18 protein-coding genes are annotated in these 19,137 nt (G+C 62.9%); 10 read left to right on the top strand and 8 right to left on the bottom strand.

Annotated features, from left to right (window positions below):
• Positions 1-55 precede the first annotated feature (55 nt).
• Both ahpF and ahpC read right to left on the bottom strand, forming a co-directional pair.
• Positions 56-1,642, bottom strand: a complete 1,587-nt coding sequence (gene ahpF / locus IAG25_RS29210) for an alkyl hydroperoxide reductase subunit F (protein ID WP_187607940.1) — start codon at positions 1,640-1,642, stop codon at positions 56-58.
• 145 nt (positions 1,643-1,787) lie between these two features.
• Positions 1,788-2,351: an alkyl hydroperoxide reductase subunit C gene (gene ahpC / locus IAG25_RS29205; protein ID WP_035506113.1), complete on the bottom strand. Its 564-nt coding sequence runs from the start codon at positions 2,349-2,351 to the stop codon at positions 1,788-1,790.
• Positions 2,352-2,568: 217 nt separating this feature from the next.
• Here ahpC and IAG25_RS29200 point away from each other — a divergent pair, with 217 nt between their 5' ends.
• Both IAG25_RS29200 and ribA read left to right on the top strand, forming a co-directional pair.
• Positions 2,569-3,264, top strand: coding sequence for an NADPH-dependent F420 reductase (locus tag IAG25_RS29200; protein WP_187607939.1), 696 nt, complete (start codon positions 2,569-2,571; stop codon positions 3,262-3,264).
• 171 nt (positions 3,265-3,435) lie between these two features.
• Positions 3,436-4,104: a GTP cyclohydrolase II gene (ribA, locus tag IAG25_RS29195; protein ID WP_035506107.1), complete on the top strand. Its 669-nt coding sequence runs from the start codon at positions 3,436-3,438 to the stop codon at positions 4,102-4,104.
• Between the two features lie 9 nt (positions 4,105-4,113).
• Here ribA and IAG25_RS29190 read toward each other — a convergent pair whose 3' ends face one another.
• The 4 genes from IAG25_RS29190 to IAG25_RS29175 form a co-directional block, all read right to left on the bottom strand.
• Positions 4,114-4,848, bottom strand: coding sequence for a 2OG-Fe(II) oxygenase (locus IAG25_RS29190; protein WP_187607938.1), 735 nt, complete (start codon positions 4,846-4,848; stop codon positions 4,114-4,116).
• A 93-nt stretch (positions 4,849-4,941) separates the two neighbouring features.
• Positions 4,942-5,439 carry a hemerythrin domain-containing protein gene (locus IAG25_RS29185; RefSeq protein ID WP_187607937.1) on the bottom strand — a complete coding sequence of 166 codons (498 nt, stop codon included), beginning with the start codon at positions 5,437-5,439 and terminating at the stop codon, positions 4,942-4,944.
• A 120-nt stretch (positions 5,440-5,559) separates the two neighbouring features.
• Positions 5,560-7,881, bottom strand: coding sequence for an ATP-dependent DNA helicase (locus IAG25_RS29180; RefSeq protein ID WP_187607936.1), 2,322 nt, complete (start codon positions 7,879-7,881; stop codon positions 5,560-5,562).
• 42 nt (positions 7,882-7,923) lie between these two features.
• Complete coding sequence (locus tag IAG25_RS29175) at positions 7,924-9,333, bottom strand: aminotransferase-like domain-containing protein (protein WP_187607935.1); 1,410 nt, start codon at positions 9,331-9,333, stop codon at positions 7,924-7,926.
• Between the two features lie 134 nt (positions 9,334-9,467).
• On the opposite strand from IAG25_RS29175, the gene IAG25_RS41610 reads away from it, so the two are divergent.
• From IAG25_RS41610 to IAG25_RS29160, 4 genes are read left to right on the top strand one after another with little or no spacing between them, the layout of a single operon-like run.
• Positions 9,468-9,596 carry a hypothetical protein gene (locus tag IAG25_RS41610; RefSeq protein ID WP_255504025.1) on the top strand — a complete coding sequence of 43 codons (129 nt, stop codon included), beginning with the start codon at positions 9,468-9,470 and terminating at the stop codon, positions 9,594-9,596.
• The gene (locus IAG25_RS29170) at positions 9,593-11,173 is read left to right on the top strand and encodes an FAD-binding oxidoreductase (RefSeq protein ID WP_187608057.1); all 1,581 of its coding nucleotides are present in this window, start codon (positions 9,593-9,595) and stop codon (positions 11,171-11,173) included. Before IAG25_RS41610 ends, IAG25_RS29170 begins: the two co-directional genes overlap by 4 nt.
• Positions 11,170-11,541, top strand: coding sequence for a hypothetical protein (locus IAG25_RS29165; RefSeq protein ID WP_187607934.1), 372 nt, complete (start codon positions 11,170-11,172; stop codon positions 11,539-11,541). Before IAG25_RS29170 ends, IAG25_RS29165 begins: the two co-directional genes overlap by 4 nt.
• Positions 11,542-11,595: 54 nt before the next feature.
• Positions 11,596-11,964, top strand: a complete 369-nt coding sequence (locus IAG25_RS29160; protein ID WP_187607933.1) for a DOPA 4,5-dioxygenase family protein — start codon at positions 11,596-11,598, stop codon at positions 11,962-11,964.
• Between the two features lie 56 nt (positions 11,965-12,020).
• On the opposite strand, the gene IAG25_RS29155 is transcribed toward IAG25_RS29160, so the two are convergent.
• A complete protein-coding gene (locus IAG25_RS29155; protein ID WP_255504023.1) occupies positions 12,021-12,587 on the bottom strand; it encodes a phasin family protein in 567 nt (188 codons plus the stop codon).
• Between the two features lie 557 nt (positions 12,588-13,144).
• Here IAG25_RS29155 and IAG25_RS29150 point away from each other — a divergent pair.
• Positions 13,145-13,429, top strand: coding sequence for a helix-turn-helix transcriptional regulator (locus IAG25_RS29150; protein WP_035506058.1), 285 nt, complete (start codon positions 13,145-13,147; stop codon positions 13,427-13,429).
• Positions 13,430-13,464: 35 nt separating this feature from the next.
• Here IAG25_RS29150 and IAG25_RS29145 read toward each other — a convergent pair whose 3' ends face one another.
• Positions 13,465-14,403, bottom strand: coding sequence for a DMT family transporter (locus IAG25_RS29145; protein WP_187607931.1), 939 nt, complete (start codon positions 14,401-14,403; stop codon positions 13,465-13,467).
• A gap of 503 nt (positions 14,404-14,906) precedes the next feature.
• Between IAG25_RS29145 and IAG25_RS29140 the strand changes: the two genes are divergently transcribed.
• The 3 genes from IAG25_RS29140 to IAG25_RS29130 all read left to right on the top strand — a co-directional run bounded on the left by IAG25_RS29140 (position 14,907) and on the right by IAG25_RS29130 (position 19,124).
• On the top strand, positions 14,907-15,476 hold the full coding sequence (locus IAG25_RS29140) for a fimbrial protein (RefSeq protein WP_187607930.1): 570 nt from the start codon (positions 14,907-14,909) through the stop codon (positions 15,474-15,476).
• A 76-nt stretch (positions 15,477-15,552) separates the two neighbouring features.
• Positions 15,553-16,299: a fimbria/pilus periplasmic chaperone gene (locus tag IAG25_RS29135; protein ID WP_187607929.1), complete on the top strand. Its 747-nt coding sequence runs from the start codon at positions 15,553-15,555 to the stop codon at positions 16,297-16,299.
• A gap of 218 nt (positions 16,300-16,517) precedes the next feature.
• The gene (locus tag IAG25_RS29130) at positions 16,518-19,124 is read left to right on the top strand and encodes a fimbria/pilus outer membrane usher protein (protein WP_187607928.1); all 2,607 of its coding nucleotides are present in this window, start codon (positions 16,518-16,520) and stop codon (positions 19,122-19,124) included.
• Positions 19,125-19,137: the final 13 nt, after the last annotated feature.

Genomic DNA, 19,137 nt, shown 5'->3' with positions numbered 1-19,137 from the left:
AAAGGCGAACGGGTCGCCCGTCCGCCTTCCGGTCACTACGACGCCCGCGCTACGCTCAGGCTGCCGCTTCTTCTTCGACCACTGCCTCGTCTTCCACCGACGCGCGGATCAGATGATCGAACGCCGACAGCGATGCCTTCGCGCCTTCGCCCGCCGCGATCACGATCTGCTTGTACGGAACCGTGGTCACGTCGCCGGCGGCGAACACGCCCGGCAGCGAGGTCGCGCCCTTCGCATCGACGACGATCTCGCCGTGCTTCGACAACTCCACCGTGCCCTTCAGCCATTCGGTGTTCGGCACGAGGCCGATCTGCACGAACACGCCTTCCAGCTCGACGTGATTGCTCGCGCCGGTCGCGCGGTCCGTGTACGTGATGCCGTTCACTTTCTTGCCGTCGCCGGTGATTTCGGTCGTCTGCCCCTGCGTGACGATGGTCACGTTTTTCAGGCTGCGCAGCTTTTTCTGAAGCACCGCATCGGCGCGCAGCTCGTTGCCGAACTCGATCAGCGTGACCGCCGAGACGAGGTTCGCGAGATCGATGGCCGCTTCGACGCCCGAATTGCCGCCGCCGATCACCGCGACGCGCTTGCCCTTGAAAAGCGGGCCGTCGCAGTGCGGGCAGTACGCCACGCCGCGGCCGCGATACTCGCGCTCGCCCGGCACATCGATTTCGCGCCAGCGCGCGCCGGTCGACAGGATCACCGTCTTCGCCTTCAGCACCGCGCCGCTCGCCAGATGGATCTCGTTGATGCGGCCCGGCACGAGCTTTTCGGCGCGCTGCACGTCCATCACGTCGACTTCATAGCTTTTCACGTGCTGTTCGAGCGCGGTCGCGAACTGAGGTCCTTCGGTTTCCTTCACGGAGACGAAGTTCTCGATCGCCATCGTATCGAGCACCTGGCCGCCGAAACGCTCCGCGACGACGCCCGTCGCGATGCCCTTGCGCGCCGAATAGATCGCCGCCGCCGCGCCGGCAGGTCCGCCGCCGACGATCAGCGTGTCAAACACCGGCTTGTTTTCGAGTTCCTTCGCCGCCCGCGCCGATGCGCCCGTGTCCAGCTTCGCCAGAATTTCCTTCACGCCCATCCGGCCCGAGCCGAAGCTTTCGCCGTTGATGAACATCATCGGCACGGACATGACCTGGCGCTCTTCCACTTCCTGCTGGAACAGCGCGCCGTCGATCGCGACGTGTTGGATGCGCGGATTGATGATCGCCATCACGTTCAGCGCCTGCACGACTTCCGGGCAGTTCTGGCACGACAGCGAGAAATACGTCTCGAACGCGAAATCGCCGTCGAGATTGCGGATCTGCTCGATGGTGGCGTCGTCGAGCTTGATCGGATGGCCGCCCGCCTGCAAAAGCGCCAGCACGAGCGAGGAGAATTCATGGCCCATCGGGATGCCGGCGAAGCGGATGCCCGCAGGTTTGCCCGCCTCGCCGATGGTGAAGGACGGACGACGCACGCTGGCGTCCTCTTTCTCGACGACGCTGATCTGGTGAGACAGCGAGGCGATCTCGTCGAGCAGGCTTTTCAGCTCGCGCGATTTGTCGCCGTCGTCGAGGAAGGCGACGAGTTCGATCGGCCGGGTGACATTTTCCAAATACGTTTTTAACTGGTTCTTGATATTGGCGTCGAGCATGGCGATGTCCGTTCCTTGACTGGGGTGTCGCAGACGCGCCTCGCCGCGCCGCTGCGATGATCGCAGCGCCGGACGAAGGCGTTTTTTGGGGTGAGCCTGTCGCTGAACCGCGGCAAGCTCGATACTGCGCTCGTGAAAACGAGGCTTAGATCTTGCCGATCAGGTCGAGCGACGGGGTCAGCGTTTCAGCGCCCGGCGTCCACTTGGCGGGGCACACTTGACCCGGGTTCTTCGCGATGTACTGGGCAGCCTGAACCTTGCGGAGCAGTTCGCCGGCGTCACGGCCGATGCCGTTGTCGTGCACTTCGCACAGCTTGATCTCGCCTTCCGGGTTGATCACGAACGTGCCGCGCAGCGCGAGGCCTTCTTCTTCGATCAGCACGTCGAAAGCGCGCGAGATTGCGAGCGTCGGATCGGCAACCATCGGATACTGGATCTTCTGGATCGTGTCCGACGTGTCGTGCCATGCCTTGTGCGTGAAATGCGTGTCGGTCGAAACCGAGTAGATTTCCACGCCCAGCTTCTTGAATTCTTCGTAGCGGTCAGCCAGGTCGCCCAGTTCCGTCGGGCACACGAACGTGAAGTCGGCCGGGTAGAACACGAACACCGACCACTTGCCCTTCAGGCTTTCATCGGTGACGGTCACGAAATCGCCATTGTGGTAGGCGGTTGCTTTGAACGGCTTGACTTGGCTGTTGATGATAGGCATTTACCAGGTTCCTTTTGGAGTGGTGTTGAAGAAGTGAATGAACTATACAGGAAAGCTATCACATCCGAGAAGTGGATTGATTTTATTGTCGGGATAGCGCAGGGCTATCGGGCCGATATTTGGCGTTTTCCCGCATGAGGCATTGTGATTGCGCGGACCTCCCGGAGGTTCCTTTTAAAACACGTCGTTGCTTTCGCGTTTATTTCAAGGAGGCAGTATGAAGATCGGAATTATCGGCGCCGGGAACATCGGGTCCGTGCTGGCGCTGCGGTTCGGCGAGAACGGCCATGAGGTGCGCATCGCCAATTCGCGCGGGCCCGCTTCGCTCGCGGATGTCGAACGCGAAACCGGTGCGACGGCTGTCGAGGCGCGAGACGCGGTGAAGGACGCGGACGTCGTCGTGGTGACGATTCCCGAGGCGAAAGTGCCGAATCTGCCCAAGAACCTGTTCGCGGGCGCGCCGGCGGGCGTCGTCGTGATCGACACGGGCAACTACTATCCGCAGCAGCGCGACGGGCGTATCGAAGGCATCGAGAAGGGCGCGACGGAAAGCCGCTGGGTCGAGCAGCAGATCGGGCGGCCGGTCGTGAAGGCGTTCAACAATATCTATGCGGACCACTTGCGCAATCGCGGCAAGCCGGCGGGCACGCCGGGACGCATCGCGCTGCCGGTTGCGGGCGACGACGCCAAGGCGAAAGCCGTCGTGATGAAGCTCGTCGATGAAATCGGCTTCGATCCCGTCGATGCGGGCGCTATCGACGATTCATGGCGGCAGCAGCCCGCGACGCCCGTCTATACCGGCGATTTCGACGCGCCCGGCGTGCGCGCGGGGCTGCAGAAGGCCGATCCGGCGCGCAAGCCCGAGTGGCGCGCGACGGACAGGAGTCCAGGCACTTTCGAGAATCCGGCGTAAGAGAAGGCTGCCGATGAGCGGAACGCCCGTACGGAAAAACGCAGAAAGGGGCGCGTGCCGTGCGACAATCTGCAAACTTTCCCGATGGGCTTTACCATGACTAACCGGGCCGGCGTGATGGTGCATGATCCATCGGCCGACGTCCGGCGCCGTGGACTCGCTGATTGATCTATGAAAACCGCTTCTCCCCCGCAGGACGTGCAGGACCCACAACACCGCTTCGGCGAGTGCGACGAGTGCGCGGATGTCGAACTCGTGGCGACGGCCACCATTCCGACCCGCTACGGCACCTTCGATTCGTACGTCTATCGCGTGAAGCACACGGATGTCGAGCACATCGCCTTCGTGATGGGCGACGTGAGCAACGGAGAATCGGTGCTGACGCGGCTGCATTCCGAATGTGTGACCGGCGACGTGTTCGGCTCATACCGCTGCGATTGCGGCGAGCAGCTCGATCTGGCGCTGCGCTACATCGCGGCGGAGGATCGCGGGATTCTGCTGTATCTGCGTGGACATGAAGGGCGCGGCATCGGCCTCGCGAACAAGATTCGCGCGTACGCGCTGCAGGAGCAGGGGCTCGATACCGTCGATGCGAACCTGCATCTCGGCCTGCCCGACGACGCCCGCGAATACGACTCCGCCGCCGCGATCCTGCGCTCGATGAACGTGAAGTCGGTGCGCCTCATGAGCAACAATCCGTCGAAGTTCGACACGCTGCTCAAGCACGATATTCCCGTGTGCGAACGGGTCGCGCTCGCCATCCCGATGCGCGAGGAAAACGAGCGCTACATCAAGACGAAGCAGGCGCGCTTCGGGCATTACTTCGACGAAAACGAGTAAAGCCCGCGCTCACTGCGCGTCGTGAAAGATCACGCCGAGCATATGCCGCCGCCCCGACCTGAGGCGGCTTACGCCGTGCTTCATGTTCACCCGATACGGCCCGCGCGTGCCCTGCACCGGCCGATGATGCACGGCGAAGAACACCGCATCGCCCTGCGACAGGGGCACCGCTTCCACGCGTGATTGCATTCTCGGGCGCTGCTCCGTCATCACGAACTCGCCGCCGGTGAAATCGCGGCCGGGCGCGGATAGCAGGATCGCCATCTGGATCGGAAAGACATGCTCGCCGTAGAGATCCTGATGCAGGCAGTTGAAATCGCCGGGCACGTAACGTAGCAGGAGCGGCGTCGGCCGTGTCTGCCCCGCGCGATGGCAGCGCTCGATGAATGCCGCGTGCTCGCGCGGATAACGCGTCTCGATGCGCATCACCTCGTTCCAGCGATTGGCGATCGGCGCGAGATGCGGATAGACCGCACGCCGCGCGCCTTCGAGCGTTTCGGGCAGCGGATACGAGAAGTATTTGTACTCGCCGCGCCCGAAGCCGTGGCGCTCCATCACGACGCGGCTGCGAAAGATGCCGTCGCGATCGTACAGCGCGGCGAGCGCCTCGCATTCGTCGCGCGACAAGAGCGCGGGCGCGGCGGCGCAGCCGTAGCTGTTGAGTTGCGCTTCGAGATCGGCCCAGTCGAGCGCGTCGATCCGTTCGCCGATATCTTCTGACGTCGCGCGTTCGAGCACCTTCATGTCATTTCTCCGGATGTGCGTAAGTTGCCTGCAGTGTGCGCCGCGCGCGCGTCGCACGCACTCCGGGTCTTGCTGTGCAATTCGCGCCGCGCATCAGTGCGCCATCATCGCGCTCTCTGCGATGCGCTCCTTCAGCGCGGCCTTGCGCGCGGCCATCTTCGCGCCGATCGCGACGAGATCCATCTGCGTCTTGCGCACTTCCGGAAACAGCGTGGTTTCCTCTTCCTCGATGTGATGCGTCGTGTTCTCCTTGAGCACCTTGAAGGTCGCGTCGAAACCATCGTCGCCGGCCTTCAGGTTCGCGAACCGTTCGATGAGCGTCTTCACGAGAAAATGCTCGACGTAGGCTTCGTCCACGTCGATGCGCTGGTCTTCGGCCAGCGCATTCTGGGCGACGGGATACAGCATTTCTTCCTCGACGATCGCGTGGATCGTCAGCAACTCGCACGCGCGCTGAACGAGCGCGTTCTTGCGCTCGAAATCGTTGCGTTCCGCGCGTTCGAACGCATCGAAAAGCTGTTCGATGGCGCGGTGGTCGGCTTCGAGCATGTCGAGCGCATCAATGGGTCGCGGGGTATGAGCGGCAGACATGTGGGTTCTCCTATAGTGGGCTCTCTCGGCCCTGTAGGGGCATCTTCGTGTCCCTGAGGCGCCCGAGAGCAGCAAGATGAATGCCCGCGATTGACCAGTTAACGGCGGCGTCGCGCGCGTCTAAATAGTCGGTCTTCCCGATTCGGCCAGGTCGCGTTGCCGCATCACTTTCACCTGCCACCACGCGGGCAAGAGACGCCGCACTTCCGCGCGCGCGAAGCGGTCGTCGATCAGATAGAGCACGCCGCGATCGAGCGGCCCGCGAATCACGCGCCCGGCCGCCTGCACGACTTTCTGCACGCCGGGAAAAAGATACGTGTACGCGTAACCCTCGCCGAACGCCTCGTGCATGCGCGCTTTCATTTCCTGATTGACGGGATTGAGCTGCGGCAGACCGAGCGTCGCAACGAACGCGCCGATGAGCCGCGAGCCGGGCAGATCGATCGCCTCGCCGAACGCGCCGCCCAGCACCGCGAAGCCGACGCCGCGCCCGTCGGCGACGAAACGCGCGAGGAACTCGCGTTGCGCCGCTTCGCTCATCGCGCGGGACTGCTGCCAGCATGGAATCGACGGATGACGGGCCGCGAGCGCCGCCGCGACTTGCGCCAGATATTCGAAGCTGCTGAAGAAGCTCAGGTAATTGCCCTCGGCGCTTTCGAACTGCGCGGCGATGAGATCGGCGATGCGGTCGACCGAGCGCTCGCGGTCGCGATAGCGCGTCGACAGGTCCGCGATGGCCCGCACGTCGAGCTGTTCGGCGGAAAAGGGCGATTCGACATCGATGCGCACGCTCGACTCCGGCAGGCCGAGCGTATCGGCGTAGAAGTGCGCGGGCGTGAGCGTCGCGGAAAAAAGCGCGACGCTGTGGGCGCGCGCGAAACGCGGCGCGAGATGCGGCGCGGGAATCACGTTGCGCAGGCAGAGCACGGCATTGCGCTTCCCGGCATTCGAACTCATTCGGCCGAGTGTGATGTCGAAGATCGAATGCGAACCGAAGCGTTCCGCGATGCGCGTGAAATGCATGGCATCGAAATAGAAGCGCAAGGTTTCGGGCGTGAAGACGTCGGGTTGTTCGCCGAGCGTTTCGGTCATCAGCGAGACGGCTTGCGCGAGCGCCGTCAGCAGGCGCGCGGGCGTTTCCGTATGCGCAGCGTATTCGATGTTCGCCGCGTCCTGTTCGCGCGTGAGTTCGCGCAAGCATCGCCCGATGCGCACGAGCGCCTGTTTCAGCACGGGTGGCGCGCCGCGCCGCATCGCGTTGACGGCGGCCTGATCGAGCGTCGCGGAATACATGCCGCGCGCCCGTTCGACGAGGTTATGCGCTTCGTCGACGAGCACCGACACGCGCCATCGATTCGCCTCCGCGAGCGCGAAGAGCATGGCGCTCGTATCGAAGTAATAGTTGTAGTCGCCGACGATCACGTCGCTCCAGCGCGACAGCTCCTGGCTCAGATAATACGGACAGACTTCGTGCCGCCGCGCGACCTCGGCGATCGACGCGCGATCGAGTTGCGCGCATTCGAGCGCGTCGGCGCGCGCCCCGGCGAGGCGATCGTAGAAGCCCCGCGCAAGCGGACACGATTCTCCGTGACACGCGCGATCGGGATATTCACACGCCTTGTCGCGCGCCACGAGTTCGACGACGCGCAACGGTTTAGCGGCGAGCGTCGTCAGCGCATCGAGCGCGAGTTGCCGTCCGGCGCTCTTCGCCGTGAGAAAGAAGATCTTGTCGAGCCGCTGGCCTGGCCACGCCTTCAGCAGCGGAAAGAGCGTGCCGACTGTTTTGCCGATGCCGGTCGGCGCCTGCGCCGCGAGACATCGGCCGGACACCGCCGAGCGATACACCGCTTCCGCGAGCGCGCGCTGGCCGGGCCGGAAATCGGCGTGAGGGAAGGCGAGCGCTTTCAGCGCGTCATCGCGCGCGGCGGCGTGCTGCATCTCCTGCCGCGCCCACGCGATGAAGCGCTCGCACTGCGTTTCGAAATGCGCGGCGAGCGCTTCGGCAGTCTGCGTCTCGACGAGCACGCTCTCGGTCTGATCGACGATATCGAAATACACGAGCGCGATCTCGATGGCTTCGAGCCCGAGCTTGCGGCACATCAGATGCGCATACACGCGCGCCTGCGCCCAATGCAGATGACGATGATTCTGCGGCATCGATTCGAGCTTGCCGCGATGCGTCTTGATCTCTTCGAGACGATTGAGCGCGGGATCGTAGCCATCGGCGCGGCCGCGTACGTACAGCGGCCCATAAGTCTCCGACAGCGAGATTTCCTTCTGATATCCGGCCGGCCGCCGGCTCGTCACCGTGACGTGGCCCGCGACGCCTTCCTGCGCGCTCGGCGTCGGCGTGAAGCGCAGATCGAGATCGCCCTGTTTCGCGGTGAACTCGCACAGCGCGCGCACGGCGACGGTGTAGGCAGGCTCGGATACTGTATGCATGTACAGCAGTCTAGCATGCAGACATCGGCGTCAAACGACCTTCTACGATGCCGCGCGCAGCAGTTCGCCGAGCGTTTTCATCGCGCTTTCGACTTGCGGCGACCACGGATGACCGAAGTTGATGCGCACGTAATTCCCGAACGCGTGACGCGCGGAGAAAATCGGCCCGGGCGTCACGTTGATGCCGTGTTCGAGCCCGCGCCTGTGCAACTGCATCGCATCGACATGTTCGGGCAATTGAAGCCACAGAAAATAGCCGCCGTCCGGCTGCACGAATCCGACGTCCGGCGGAAGCCAGCGCGCAATGGCGTGTTCCATCGCGCCGCGTTGCGTGAGAAGCGCGCCGCGCAGCTTGCGCAAGTGCTTGTCGAAGCCGCCGTGCTGAAGATAATCGGCGACGCCCGCCTGAATGGGGATGCTGGTCGAGATGCTCGTCATCAGCTTGAGCCGCCGGATCGCGTCCGCGAAACGACCCGCCGCGACCCAGCCGAGCCGGTAACCCGGCGCGAGCGTCTTCGACAGCGACGCGCAATGCATCACGAGCCCTTTGGTATCGAAGGCTTTCGCGGGCGGCGGACGATCTGCCGCGAAATGCAGTTCGCCGTAAACATCGTCCTCGATGAGCGGCACGTCATGCTTCGCGAGCAAATCGACGAGCGCGCGCTTTTTCTCGATGGAAAGCGTCACGCCAGTCGGATTCTGAAAGTTGGTCATGAACCAGCACGCACGCACCGGATGCTTGACGAGCGCTTCGGCGAGCACGTCGAGATCGAGTCCTGCGTGCGGATCGACGGGAATCTCGACCGCCCGCAGGCCGAGATGCTCGACCGCCTGCAACGCCGCGTAGAAGCACGGCGATTCGATCGCGACGACATCGCCCGGCTTCGTGACGGCCATGAGGCTCAACGTGAGCGCTTCCATCGCGCCGTTCGTGACGATGAGTTCCTCGACCGGCTGCGCGATGCCCATGCCGATGTAACGCAGCGCGATCTGCCGCCGCAATTGCTCGTTGCCCGGCGGCATGTCGACGACCGTGCTCCACGGATCGAGCATGCGCGCCGCGTGCGCGAGCGACTTCGCGAGACGCGCCAGCGGAAACAGTGTCGGCGATGGAAACGCGGAGCCGAGCGGCACGACATCCGGACGCTTGACCGCATCGAGCACGGAGAAAACGAGACTGCTCACGTCGATGGCCGCAGGCTCCGCGATCGGCGTGGGCGAGGCTGTCTGCGTCGCCACTTTCGCGCCGGGCGCGACGAAGTAGCCGGAACGTTCACGCGCGCGAATCAAGCCCCATTCTTCGAGCAGGTAATACGCGCGAAAGACTGTCGATTGACCGACGCCGTATTGCGTCGTCAGATGCCGCACCGATGGCAGGCGCGTGCCGACGGGCAAGCGGCCCGCGCGAATCTCGGCGGCCATCGTGTCGGCAAGGGCTTGGTAGCGCTTCATCGCGTGCTTGGGAGAGGGGGCGCGAAATTGTCTCATACGGGTTCGCGAAGGAATATCCACGCGTCGCCGTGCGTTTAATGAGCAAGCGGCTTAATCGCCGCGCCCGGCTTTTCAAACCTTTCGGAGGTGCTTTCATGAAGCTCGCCAGAATCGCAACAGTCATGCTCGCCTTGCTCGCCGGTCTGCTCGCGGGATGTCAGACCGACGGCAGTTCGACGTCGTCGGGCACGACATCCGGCAGCGGCAGCAGCGGCGGATATTGACCGCGCAGACGCTGCCGCCGGGACTGTCGGCGGCGCAGTTTCGAGCGGCGCTCGCGGCCTTCGCGGCGGCGCTCAGAAGCGATGCGGTGCTGTCGAACGATACCGCTTCGTATCTCGATCCATTCGCGCCCGGCGACGCGCTCGCGCATGCGCCGTCCGCCGTCGTCCTGCCGAAAGATGTGGAAGGCGTGCGCGCGGCACTGGCGGTGGCGAATCGATATCGCGTGCCGCTCTGGACCGTATCGACGGGACGCAACTTCGCTTACGGCGGCGCGGCGCCACGCATGAGCGGCTGTGTCGTGCTCGACTTGCGGCGGATGAACCGCATCATCGAGATCGATGAAACGCTCGGCTTCGCGCTGGTCGAGCCGGGCGTGACGTACTACGACCTGCATCGCGCGCTCGGCACGCCACGGAAGTTCTGGCTCGATCCGCCCGCGGCGGGCTGGGGCAGCGTGATCGGCAACACGCTCGAACGCGGCTATGGCACAACGCCTTACGGCGACCATGCGGCCCATCAGTGCGGCATGGAAGTCGTGCTTGCAAACGGCGATGTCGTGCGTACCGGCATGGGCGCGATGGCGTCGAGCCGCGACTGGCAGGTTTTCAAAGGCGGCTTCGGGCCGTCCTACGACGACATGTTCATGCAGTCGAACTTCGGCGTCGTCACGAAGCTCGGCATCTGGCTCATGCCCGCGCCCGAGGGCTACATGATTTGCCGCTACGCGTTCAGACGCGAGGACGATCTCGAACGCGTCGTCGATACGCTGCGTCCGCTCAGAATGGACGGCACGATTCAAAGCAACGCGGTCATCGAAAGCGCGGTGCGCTGGGCGGCGGGCGTATCGACGCGAAAGGCCTGGTACGACGGCAACGGCGCGATGCCCGACGACGCCATCGACGCGATGGCGCGCAAGATCGGCATCGGGCGCTGGAACCTGCGCTTCTGTCTATATGGGCCGCCGTCGCTCGTCAACGCGCGGCGCGATATCGTGCATGCGCGTTTCAAGCCGATCGCGGGCGCGACGCTCTTCGAAATGCCATATCGCGATGCATCCGTCGAGCCCGAAGGCGGCGGCGATCGTGCGCAAGTCGGCATTCCGGGGCTCGAAGCATTCAATTTGCTGAACTGGCGCGGCGGCTCGGGCGCGCATATCGATTTCTCGCCGATTTGCCCGCCCATCGGACGCGATGCCGTGAAGCAGGTGCGCATGGTGCGCGAGCGCGCTGCGCAATTCGGCTTCGACTATTACGGCGGTTTCACGGCGGGCCAGCGCGCGATGCATCACATCTTCGCGGCGATTTTCGATCGCGACGATCCGAAACAATCGCGCGACGCCGGCGCGCTGATCGAAGCGCTGATCCGCGATGCGGGCGCGGCGGGTTACGGGCAATATCGGACGCATCTTTCGTATATGGATCTGGCCGCCGCGCAATACGATTTCAACGATCACGCGCTGATGCGTCTCTCCGGCACGATCAAGACGGCGCTCGATCCGAACGGGATTCTGTCGCCGGGCAAACAGGGTATCTGGCCGGCGAAGCGTCCGGATGCAGCAGAAGGAGAAGGGCGATGAGCACGACGCGGCGCGCGTTTCTCATTGCGGCGGGGGCGTCCGGATTGCCGTGGATTTCCGTTGGCGTGGCGGCGCAGGCATCGACGCGAACCTGGGTCATCGATGCAGCGTTGCCCCAAAGCCGCGTGCTGTTGCGGCGAGCCCGTCTGACGAGCGCGCGCGTCGAGTCCCTTTCCGGCGATGCGGGCTGGCTGTGGATCGAGCGGTTATCGAAGGAAGCGATGTCGTCTTCGCATGCGATCGGGGGACTGACGCGCTTCGCCGACGCGTTCGTGTTGTCGCAGCTCGGCGCGGGCATCGGCATGCGGGCGACACATCATCGCGCATTCGTTGAAGACGCCGTGCTCTGGACGCTCGAACATGGCTGAAAGCGCTTCGGTAGAATGAAGCGTGTCTCAATATTGCCGCGCACGGATGAAACGATGAACGCCACGGACACCCGCACGATCGCCGACTGGCATGCGCATATCTATTTCGATGCCGTGAGCCGCGACGCCGCATGGCAGCTTCGGCTCGTCATCGAGCAACGATTCGCAGCGGAGTTGCAAAGTGGCCCATTGCGCCTGGGACGTTTTCACGAGCGTCCGGTCGGACCGCATCCGATGTGGTCGTTTCAATTGGGATTCGGCGGCGACCTGCTCGCGCCGATGCTCGCCTGGCTCACGCTCAACCACGGCGCGCTCGATGTATTCATGCATCCGAATACCGGCGACGCGCTCGTTGACCATCGCGATTCAGCCGTGTGGATCGGCCGATCGCATGAACTCGTGCTGAAGAGTCTGGGCGGCTGACGCTCAAAAAGAAAAAGGCGGAACGCGTCCGCCTTGCTTACCGATATCCCGCGAAATTACTTCTTCGCGCTTGCCGTTTTCGACGATACGGCGCGCACGGCCGTCTGGGTCGCGACGGTGGCGTCGTTCTGCGCAGTTTCGACCACTTGCTTCGCAGCTTTTTTGGCGGCTTCGTATGCCGAATTCGCCGATTGGGTCGCGGCGTCGATCGCGGTTTTCCACGCCGTCACGACGGCTTCGCTGCCGACCGGCGCGTTGCTCACGAGGCTTTCCAAGAATGCCTGCGCGTTACGCTGCGACTTCTCGATCTGATCCTGCGCCGCTTCGATGTACCCGCCGCGCACACCCGTCGTGATCTCGTAGACGCTCGTCCAGTACGCCTGCACGCGTTGCGCGCTGTTTTGCAGATGCTGGTTCTGGAGCGCGAAGAATTCCTGCGGATCGCGCACGGAGAACGTCTTGGCGAGCAGCGCCTGATGTTCGTCAAGCGCCGTTCTGACCGTGCGCACGTTCAGATCGACCAGCTTTTCGAAACCCCCGACGACTTGTGTGGCGAGACCAAAAGTCGTGTCGACGCCCGCCTTCTGTGACGCGATAACATTTTCCGGCGTAAAACTGCTCATGCTCGACTCCATATGGAAGTTGCCAATTGAATACGCGATGAATTTGTGCAGTGCAGCGATTGGTCTATTCTAAGGGAACGATGTGGAGTGTCAATTACGTTTTCCCCGCTTGACTTTAAACCATGTCGCCCATTATTCAAAAATCGCGGCTGGCGATAAGTAAATGAGCAGGCTCATTAAAAGCAAGTGGTCTGATCACACATCACATAATCCGAACGACCATTTGCTTTTCGGCAGTATTCCAGTACGCGGAAAAATCCGACCAGTCGGACGGTGAAGATGCGCGGCGAATTAGCTCTGTCCGCTAAGCCGGAAAGCCCGCACCCGCGTAAACACCTAAGCCCAAACTTACCGAATGCGTTGTTTCCCCACTTGACGCATTGGTGTGGTAATTGGAAGAATCTCGCACTGCAACACGCGCATCGGGGCATTCGGCGAACACGGTCTTTACCGGTATTTCTGTCACTGCCTCGTCATCGTGAATCCGTAGGATTCACCTCGCGCGAATGAGCCGGCGCTGAACGGCATAAAGATATAAATCGAGAGAATTGAAGAAAATGGGGCGACATTCCCAAACCCTTGGCCATCTTGAACGTAGTCACGAAGACAACACCTTGCGGCGCGCCATGGCCGCACGACTCGACCGCGCCTTGCAGAAGGCAAACGTCAGTTCCGCCAAAGCCGCCGGCTGGCTCGATGTGAGCGAGCACGACGTGCAATTCTGGCGACGGGGCATCACGGTCCCGCCGTTCGCGGCATTCAGCCGAATCGCGCGGGCGCTCGACATCGATCCGCACTGGCTCTGCACGGGCCAGGCACAGCAAGCGCATTCCGCCAACTGATTGCGTCCGCTTCGGCTATCGCGTTTCCCTGAGCGTCAGACTTCCGTCGATACGGCCGGTGCCGTCTTGCGTCCGTGCAGGAGCACGGTGCCGATGCCGCTCGCCGCGATCACGCACATGCCGATCGCCATCCAGAGGTCCGGCACCTGTCCGAACAGCAGCCAGCTGAAGAGCGCCGCGAACGCGAGCTGGCCATAGGCAAACGGCGTCAGCACGGAGAGCGGGGCGCGTTTTAGCGCCTGAAGCATGAGTCCGTGCCCGAGTGTCGCCATCGTCGCCATGAAGACGACGAGCAGCCAGCTCCCGATCCGCACCTGCGCGACCGCAGGCAAGGTTTCCGCCTGATCCATCCAGACGAGCACGCACAGCAGGATCGTGGCGACGAGCGCCGTGAGGAAGTTGGTCGTGATTGCATCGTCGACGCGCGTGAGATGGCTCGACACCACCTGAAAGCACGCGAATGTCGTCGCCGCGCCGATCGGAAAGATCACGGTCCAGCTGAACTGGCTGCCGCCCGGCCGCACGACGAGCAACATGCCGATAAAGCCGAGTACGACCATCGCCCATTTGCTGCGCGGAACTTCGTCCTTGAGCACGAGCGCGGCAAGCAGCGTGGAAATGAGCGGCGCGAGCATCGCGAGGGAAGTCGAAACCGGCAGCGGCAGATGCCGCAAGCCCGCGAACGTGCATGCGGAATTGCTGAGCAGCAGCACCGCCCGCACGATCTGCAGCTTGACGCTGCCCGAGCGAAAGAGACCGAATGCGCGGCGCCGCACCTGCCAGACGCCCATCACGATCATCTGAAAGAGATAGCGTACCCAGAGGAGCGCCAGCAGAGGGACCGCGGTGCCGATCAGCTTGACGGTGGAATCGCTTGCCGCGAATGTCGCGGTCGTCAGGATCATGATGGCGATACCGGCGCCGGTGTTATCGGTATCAATGCGGTATCGCGTCTTGCCCTCTGCGGTTGCCATCGAGTTCTCGTGATTCGCCGCCACGCGCAGCGAACCGTTGCCCGGCGCTTCTGCTGACGGCATATATGAAGGAACGGCTCTCAGACCGTTGTTCCGATTCTCCCGGCATCGCCGGGCGCTGGCAAGGCGACAGTAAAGTTCTTTTCCGCCTTGTTGTGCACAGGTCACGATGCGGGAAATGTACTAGACGGTTCGGACAAATTGGGATTCGGCGCGGGCGAGGGCCGTCAATCGTCGGACTAATACAGGAAAAGCGCTTCGATTCGTCCACTTCGGCATTCGCCTCCTAAAGAACGCCCATCTCAATTTGAGATTTGGATTAGAGCTTTCTTAGGCTCACTTTTTTACTATTCATTTCAACGCAGATCGCCGCGACAGCCAGCCACCAGGCATCACGCTGGATGAAAGCGCAACGCGTTCTCCGATGCGACATGGCATGCAAGCTCAGCCATGCGCGCCGAATCAGTCCGAAGTCCTTCATCACGAGTTTTCTGGAGCATTACATGCAAAAGCGCATTACCCTGGCTGCCGCCTTCGTTTCCATGAGCGTCGTCGCTCTGATGTCGATGAACGCGCACGCCGCCGACGGCACCATCACCATCAACGGCGCGCTTTCGGACACGACGTGCTCGATCAACGGTGTCGCGACCGGGGCGCCGGCCAACGTCACGGCGACGCTGCCGAACGTGGACTCGGGCTCGCTGCCGGCCGCGGGCACGACGGCCGGCACGTCGAGTCTCGGCGACATCAAGCTCGCGCTGACCGGTTGCGGCGGCGCGGCGACGAAAGCCGTCGCGCGTTTCGAAAACGGTCCGACGGTCGATCAGACCAGCGGCAATCTGGTGAACCAGGCGTCGGCATCGCCGGCGGGCAACGTGCAGGTTCGCTTGCTAAACGCCAAAATGCAGCCTATCAATATCCTCACCAACCAGAACAACGACCTGGCCACGAACGGCGCAGCCATCTCGGGCGGCGCCGCCATGCTGAACTATTTCGCCCAGTATTACGCAACGGGCAAAGCAACCGCGGGCAGCGTCAACACCACGGTGCAATACACGTTGCAATATCAGTAATGAGCGCGCCGGACCGTCCCGATGAGGCATGGTCCGGCTCGGCGTCTGCGCACGACGGGACATTCAGGTAGCGGTAATGAAAATAGCGAAGTGGTTGATTGCGATATCGACAATACTCACGGTTCTGTTCGCCGTCGCCGCGCATGCCAGCGTCACGATAAGCGGCACGCGCGTGATCTATCCGCTCGATCAGCGGGAAGTCAGCGTGAAGCTGAACAACGATAGCCGCACGCCGGCGCTCGTGCAGGTCTGGATGGACGATGGCAACGCGGACGCGAAGCCCGGCGATATCAAGACGCCCTTCGTCATCACACCGCCGATTTTCCGCATGGACCCGAGCAAATCGCAGACTTTGCGCCTGATGTATGGCGGCGGCGCGTTGCCGCAAGATCGCGAGTCGGTGTTCTGGCTCAACGTGCTCGACGTTCCGCCCAAGGTCGACGCCAGGGGCGATGCCAATACCAACACGCTGCAAATGGCCTATCGCACGCGGATCAAGGTCTTCGTGCGTCCGCCACGCTTGGCGGGCAGCCCGGACGAAGCACCGAAAACACTCGAATGGCGCGTCGTGCCGGCGCCTCAGGGCGCGGGCCTGGCGCTCTCCGTGTCGAATCCGAGCGCGTATCACGTTTCGTTCAGCGAAATTTCCGTATCGTCCAATGGACGCACCTACAAGAACGAAATGGGTGGAATGGTCGCGCCACGTTCCACGCAAATCATCCCTGTGCCGCAGATGAGCGGTGTCACCAGCGGAAAGATTCATTTCATCGCGATCAGCGACTACGGCGGTCCCATCGAGGGCGACGCCGCCATCGGACAGTAGCGCCGCCGAAGCGATCCGTCGCGTCTTCACGCATATCGCGTTTCTCGTCTCGAAATAATCGAGCGCGCGAGTTCAATCGTGCCGACGGTCTTTTGAAACAGACCGTTCACCCATCTCAAAATTCGAACTCGTCCTAGGTACTTCTATCTCGATAAAAAATAGCATCGGTTTGTTGGACGTCGATCCTTCGATATCCGAGAAACCGAAACCGCTGAGATATGAAGTCCCATCGTCATCAATCGCTTTCTACCCTCGAATTGAGCCGCACGGCGGCGCTGGTCCTGATGACCTTCGCGACGGCAGCCTTTGCGAGCACGGAGCGGGCGCTCGCCAGCGAAGCGCCCGGCGTGGTCGAGTTCGACACCACGTTCCTGCGCGTGGATTCGAAAGGCGATTTCGATGCAAAGCGATTTTCACGCGGCAACATCGTGTCGCCGGGAGTCTACGCGGTCGATATCGTCGTCAACGACAATCGCGTCGCGCGTGACGAAGTGCGTTTCGTGGCGGCGGACGAAGGCGGCAACGCGATGCCGTGCCTGACGAGCAAGATGCTCGAGAGCGCGGGCCTCGACCTCGCCCGACTCGCGGCCGAGCGCGGGCAAAAGGACGAGACGCCGGCCGACGCCTGCATCGATTTGCGCGCGCTCGTGCCGGAAGCCTCGATCGACTTCGATTTCAGCGAACAGAAACTGGCGCTTTCCATTCCGCAGCGTTACATGCGCGCATCGGCGCGCGGATACGTGTCGCCGGAATTGTGGGATCGCGGCGTGAATGCGGGCTTCCTGAGTTATAACGCGAACACCTATCGGACGCGGGCGGGCGGCGAGCAATCGACGCAGAATTATCTTGGGCTCAACGCGGGCGTGAACGTCGGCGGATGGAACCTGCGTCATCAGTCGTCGCTGACTACATCAACCGGGCAGGCAACGCAGTTCGACAACATCGCGACTTACGTCCAGCACGACCTAACCCGCTTGCGCGCGCAAGCCGTGATCGGCGACGCGCAGACGACCGGCGACGTGTTCGACTCCGTGGCGTTTCGCGGTGCGCAGATCGCCACGGACGATCGCATGGTGCCCGAATCGTTGCGCGGTTTCGCGCCTGTCGTGCGTGGCACGGCGGATTCGAACGCGCTCGTGACGGTGCGTCAGAACGGGCAGATCATCTACGAAACGGGCGTGACGCCCGGCCCGTTCGAAATCCGCGATCTCTATGCAACGGGTTCGGGCGGCAATCTCGATGTCACCGTCATGGAAGCCGACGGACGCGCGAAGCGCTTCACGGTGCCGTATGCATCGGTTGCGCAATCGCTGCGTCCGGGCACGACGCGCTTCGCGGTCACGGCGGGACAACTCCGCGACGATTCGCTGGGCACGAAGCCCAGCTTCGCGCAATTCACGCTACAGCGCGGCCTGACGAATTTGGTCACGCTCTATGGCGGCGCGATTGCATCGGAGGGCTATGCCGCCGTGAATGCCGGCGCGGCGCTCAATACGAAGTACGGCGCATTTGCGAGCGATATCACGGTCGCGCGCACGCAGGTTCCGGGCAAACACGCGATGCAGGGCAAGAGCCTGCATATCGGCTATGCCAAATTCGTCGATCCGACCGGCACCAACCTCACGCTCGGCGCATACCGTTATTCCGACAGCAGCTATCTTTCCTTCGCCGATGCCGCCCGCGTGCGCGACGCCGCGCGAGACGGCGGCAATCCGGCCGATCGCAATCGCGGCCGCGCGCAACTGACCATCGATCAGCGGCTCGGCAATCAAGGCTCGGTGTTTGCGACGGTCTCGTCGCAAAGCTACTGGAACCGTCCGGGAAACGACACGTTTTTTCAGGCGGGTTATTCGAACCGTTTCAAATACGGCACCTATAGTGTGACTGCGGACCGCACGCAGAACTCGGACGGCGCCATGTCGAATCGGTTGATGGTGAGCACGACCATTCCGCTCGGTCATTCACGTCATGCGCCGCAACTCACGACGAGTCTGAACACGGGCGGCGGCGCGACGAACATGCAGGCGAACATCGGCGGAACGGCGGGGGAACGCAATCAGTACTCGTACAACGCGTATGGTTCGCTGGGGCAGCAGCCGGGCACGGCCATCGATTCGAACGCGGGCGTGAGCGGCGCGTGGCGCGCGCCGCGTGCGCAGGTCAGCGCGTCGGCAAGCGGCGGGCCGGGCTCATCGCAGGTGTCGGCGGGCGTGAGCGGATCGATCGTCGCGCATCCGGGCGGCGTGACGTTCTCGCAGACGGTCGGCGATACTTTCGGCATCGTCGAGGCGAAGGGCGCGGAGGGCGCCAGCGTGTCGAGCGCGACCGGCGTGAAGATCGATTCGCACGGTTACGCGGTCGTGCCTTATCTCACGCCCTACAGCATGAATAACGTGGACATCGATCCGAAGGGCAGTTCGCTCGATACGGAACTTCAGTCGACGTCCGAACAGGTGGCGCCGCGTTCCGGTTCGATCGTCATGCTCAAGTACAAGACGGTAACGGGACGCGCCGCGCTGATCCGCGCGCCGCGCCTCGGCGGCGATGCGCTGCCGTTCGGCGCGGAAGTGTCCGATGGCGCGGGTCATGTGGTGGGCGTCGTCGCGCAGGACAGCCGCATTTTCGCGCGTGGCGTCGAGGAGAAGGGCACGCTCGTCGTCAAGTGGGGCAACGAGGCGAGAGAGCAATGCAGCATCGCGTATGCGTTGCCCGCGAAGAGCAATAAGTTGACTGCGGGGTATGTGTCGGTGGAGTCGCATTGCGTGGCGTCGCATGCATTCATTGCTGCGTCAGCCGGCGACGCGGGTTCTCAAGACCGATGGTGATCGAGATGAGCTT

It is taken from the genome of Caballeronia sp. EK (assembly GCF_014384845.1).
Classification (GTDB): Bacteria; Pseudomonadota; Gammaproteobacteria; order Burkholderiales; family Burkholderiaceae; genus Caballeronia; species Caballeronia jiangsuensis.
This window is presented reverse-complemented; position numbering and strand designations above follow the sequence as displayed.

Bases quoted from the DNA above. Each gene is read 5' to 3' on its own strand.
- ahpF (WP_187607940.1), bottom strand. From the start codon at position 1,642: ATGCTCGACGCCAATATCAAGAACCAGTTAAAAACGTATTTGGAAAAT.
- ahpC (WP_035506113.1), bottom strand. From the start codon at position 2,351: ATGCCTATCATCAACAGCCAAGTCAAGCCGTTCAAAGCAACCGCCTAC.
- IAG25_RS29200 (WP_187607939.1), top strand. From the start codon at position 2,569: ATGAAGATCGGAATTATCGGCGCCGGGAACATCGGGTCCGTGCTGGCG.
- ribA (WP_035506107.1), top strand. From the start codon at position 3,436: ATGAAAACCGCTTCTCCCCCGCAGGACGTGCAGGACCCACAACACCGC.
- IAG25_RS29190 (WP_187607938.1), bottom strand. From the start codon at position 4,848: ATGAAGGTGCTCGAACGCGCGACGTCAGAAGATATCGGCGAACGGATC.
- IAG25_RS29185 (WP_187607937.1), bottom strand. From the start codon at position 5,439: ATGTCTGCCGCTCATACCCCGCGACCCATTGATGCGCTCGACATGCTC.
- IAG25_RS29180 (WP_187607936.1), bottom strand. From the start codon at position 7,881: ATGCATACAGTATCCGAGCCTGCCTACACCGTCGCCGTGCGCGCGCTG.
- IAG25_RS29175 (WP_187607935.1), bottom strand. From the start codon at position 9,333: ATGAAGCGCTACCAAGCCCTTGCCGACACGATGGCCGCCGAGATTCGC.
- IAG25_RS41610 (WP_255504025.1), top strand. From the start codon at position 9,468: ATGAAGCTCGCCAGAATCGCAACAGTCATGCTCGCCTTGCTCGCCGGT.
- IAG25_RS29165 (WP_187607934.1), top strand. From the start codon at position 11,170: ATGAGCACGACGCGGCGCGCGTTTCTCATTGCGGCGGGGGCGTCCGGA.
- IAG25_RS29160 (WP_187607933.1), top strand. From the start codon at position 11,596: ATGAACGCCACGGACACCCGCACGATCGCCGACTGGCATGCGCATATC.
- IAG25_RS29155 (WP_255504023.1), bottom strand. From the start codon at position 12,587: ATGAGCAGTTTTACGCCGGAAAATGTTATCGCGTCACAGAAGGCGGGC.
- IAG25_RS29150 (WP_035506058.1), top strand. From the start codon at position 13,145: ATGGGGCGACATTCCCAAACCCTTGGCCATCTTGAACGTAGTCACGAA.
- IAG25_RS29145 (WP_187607931.1), bottom strand. From the start codon at position 14,403: ATGGCAACCGCAGAGGGCAAGACGCGATACCGCATTGATACCGATAAC.
- IAG25_RS29140 (WP_187607930.1), top strand. From the start codon at position 14,907: ATGCAAAAGCGCATTACCCTGGCTGCCGCCTTCGTTTCCATGAGCGTC.
- IAG25_RS29135 (WP_187607929.1), top strand. From the start codon at position 15,553: ATGAAAATAGCGAAGTGGTTGATTGCGATATCGACAATACTCACGGTT.
- IAG25_RS29130 (WP_187607928.1), top strand. From the start codon at position 16,518: ATGAAGTCCCATCGTCATCAATCGCTTTCTACCCTCGAATTGAGCCGC.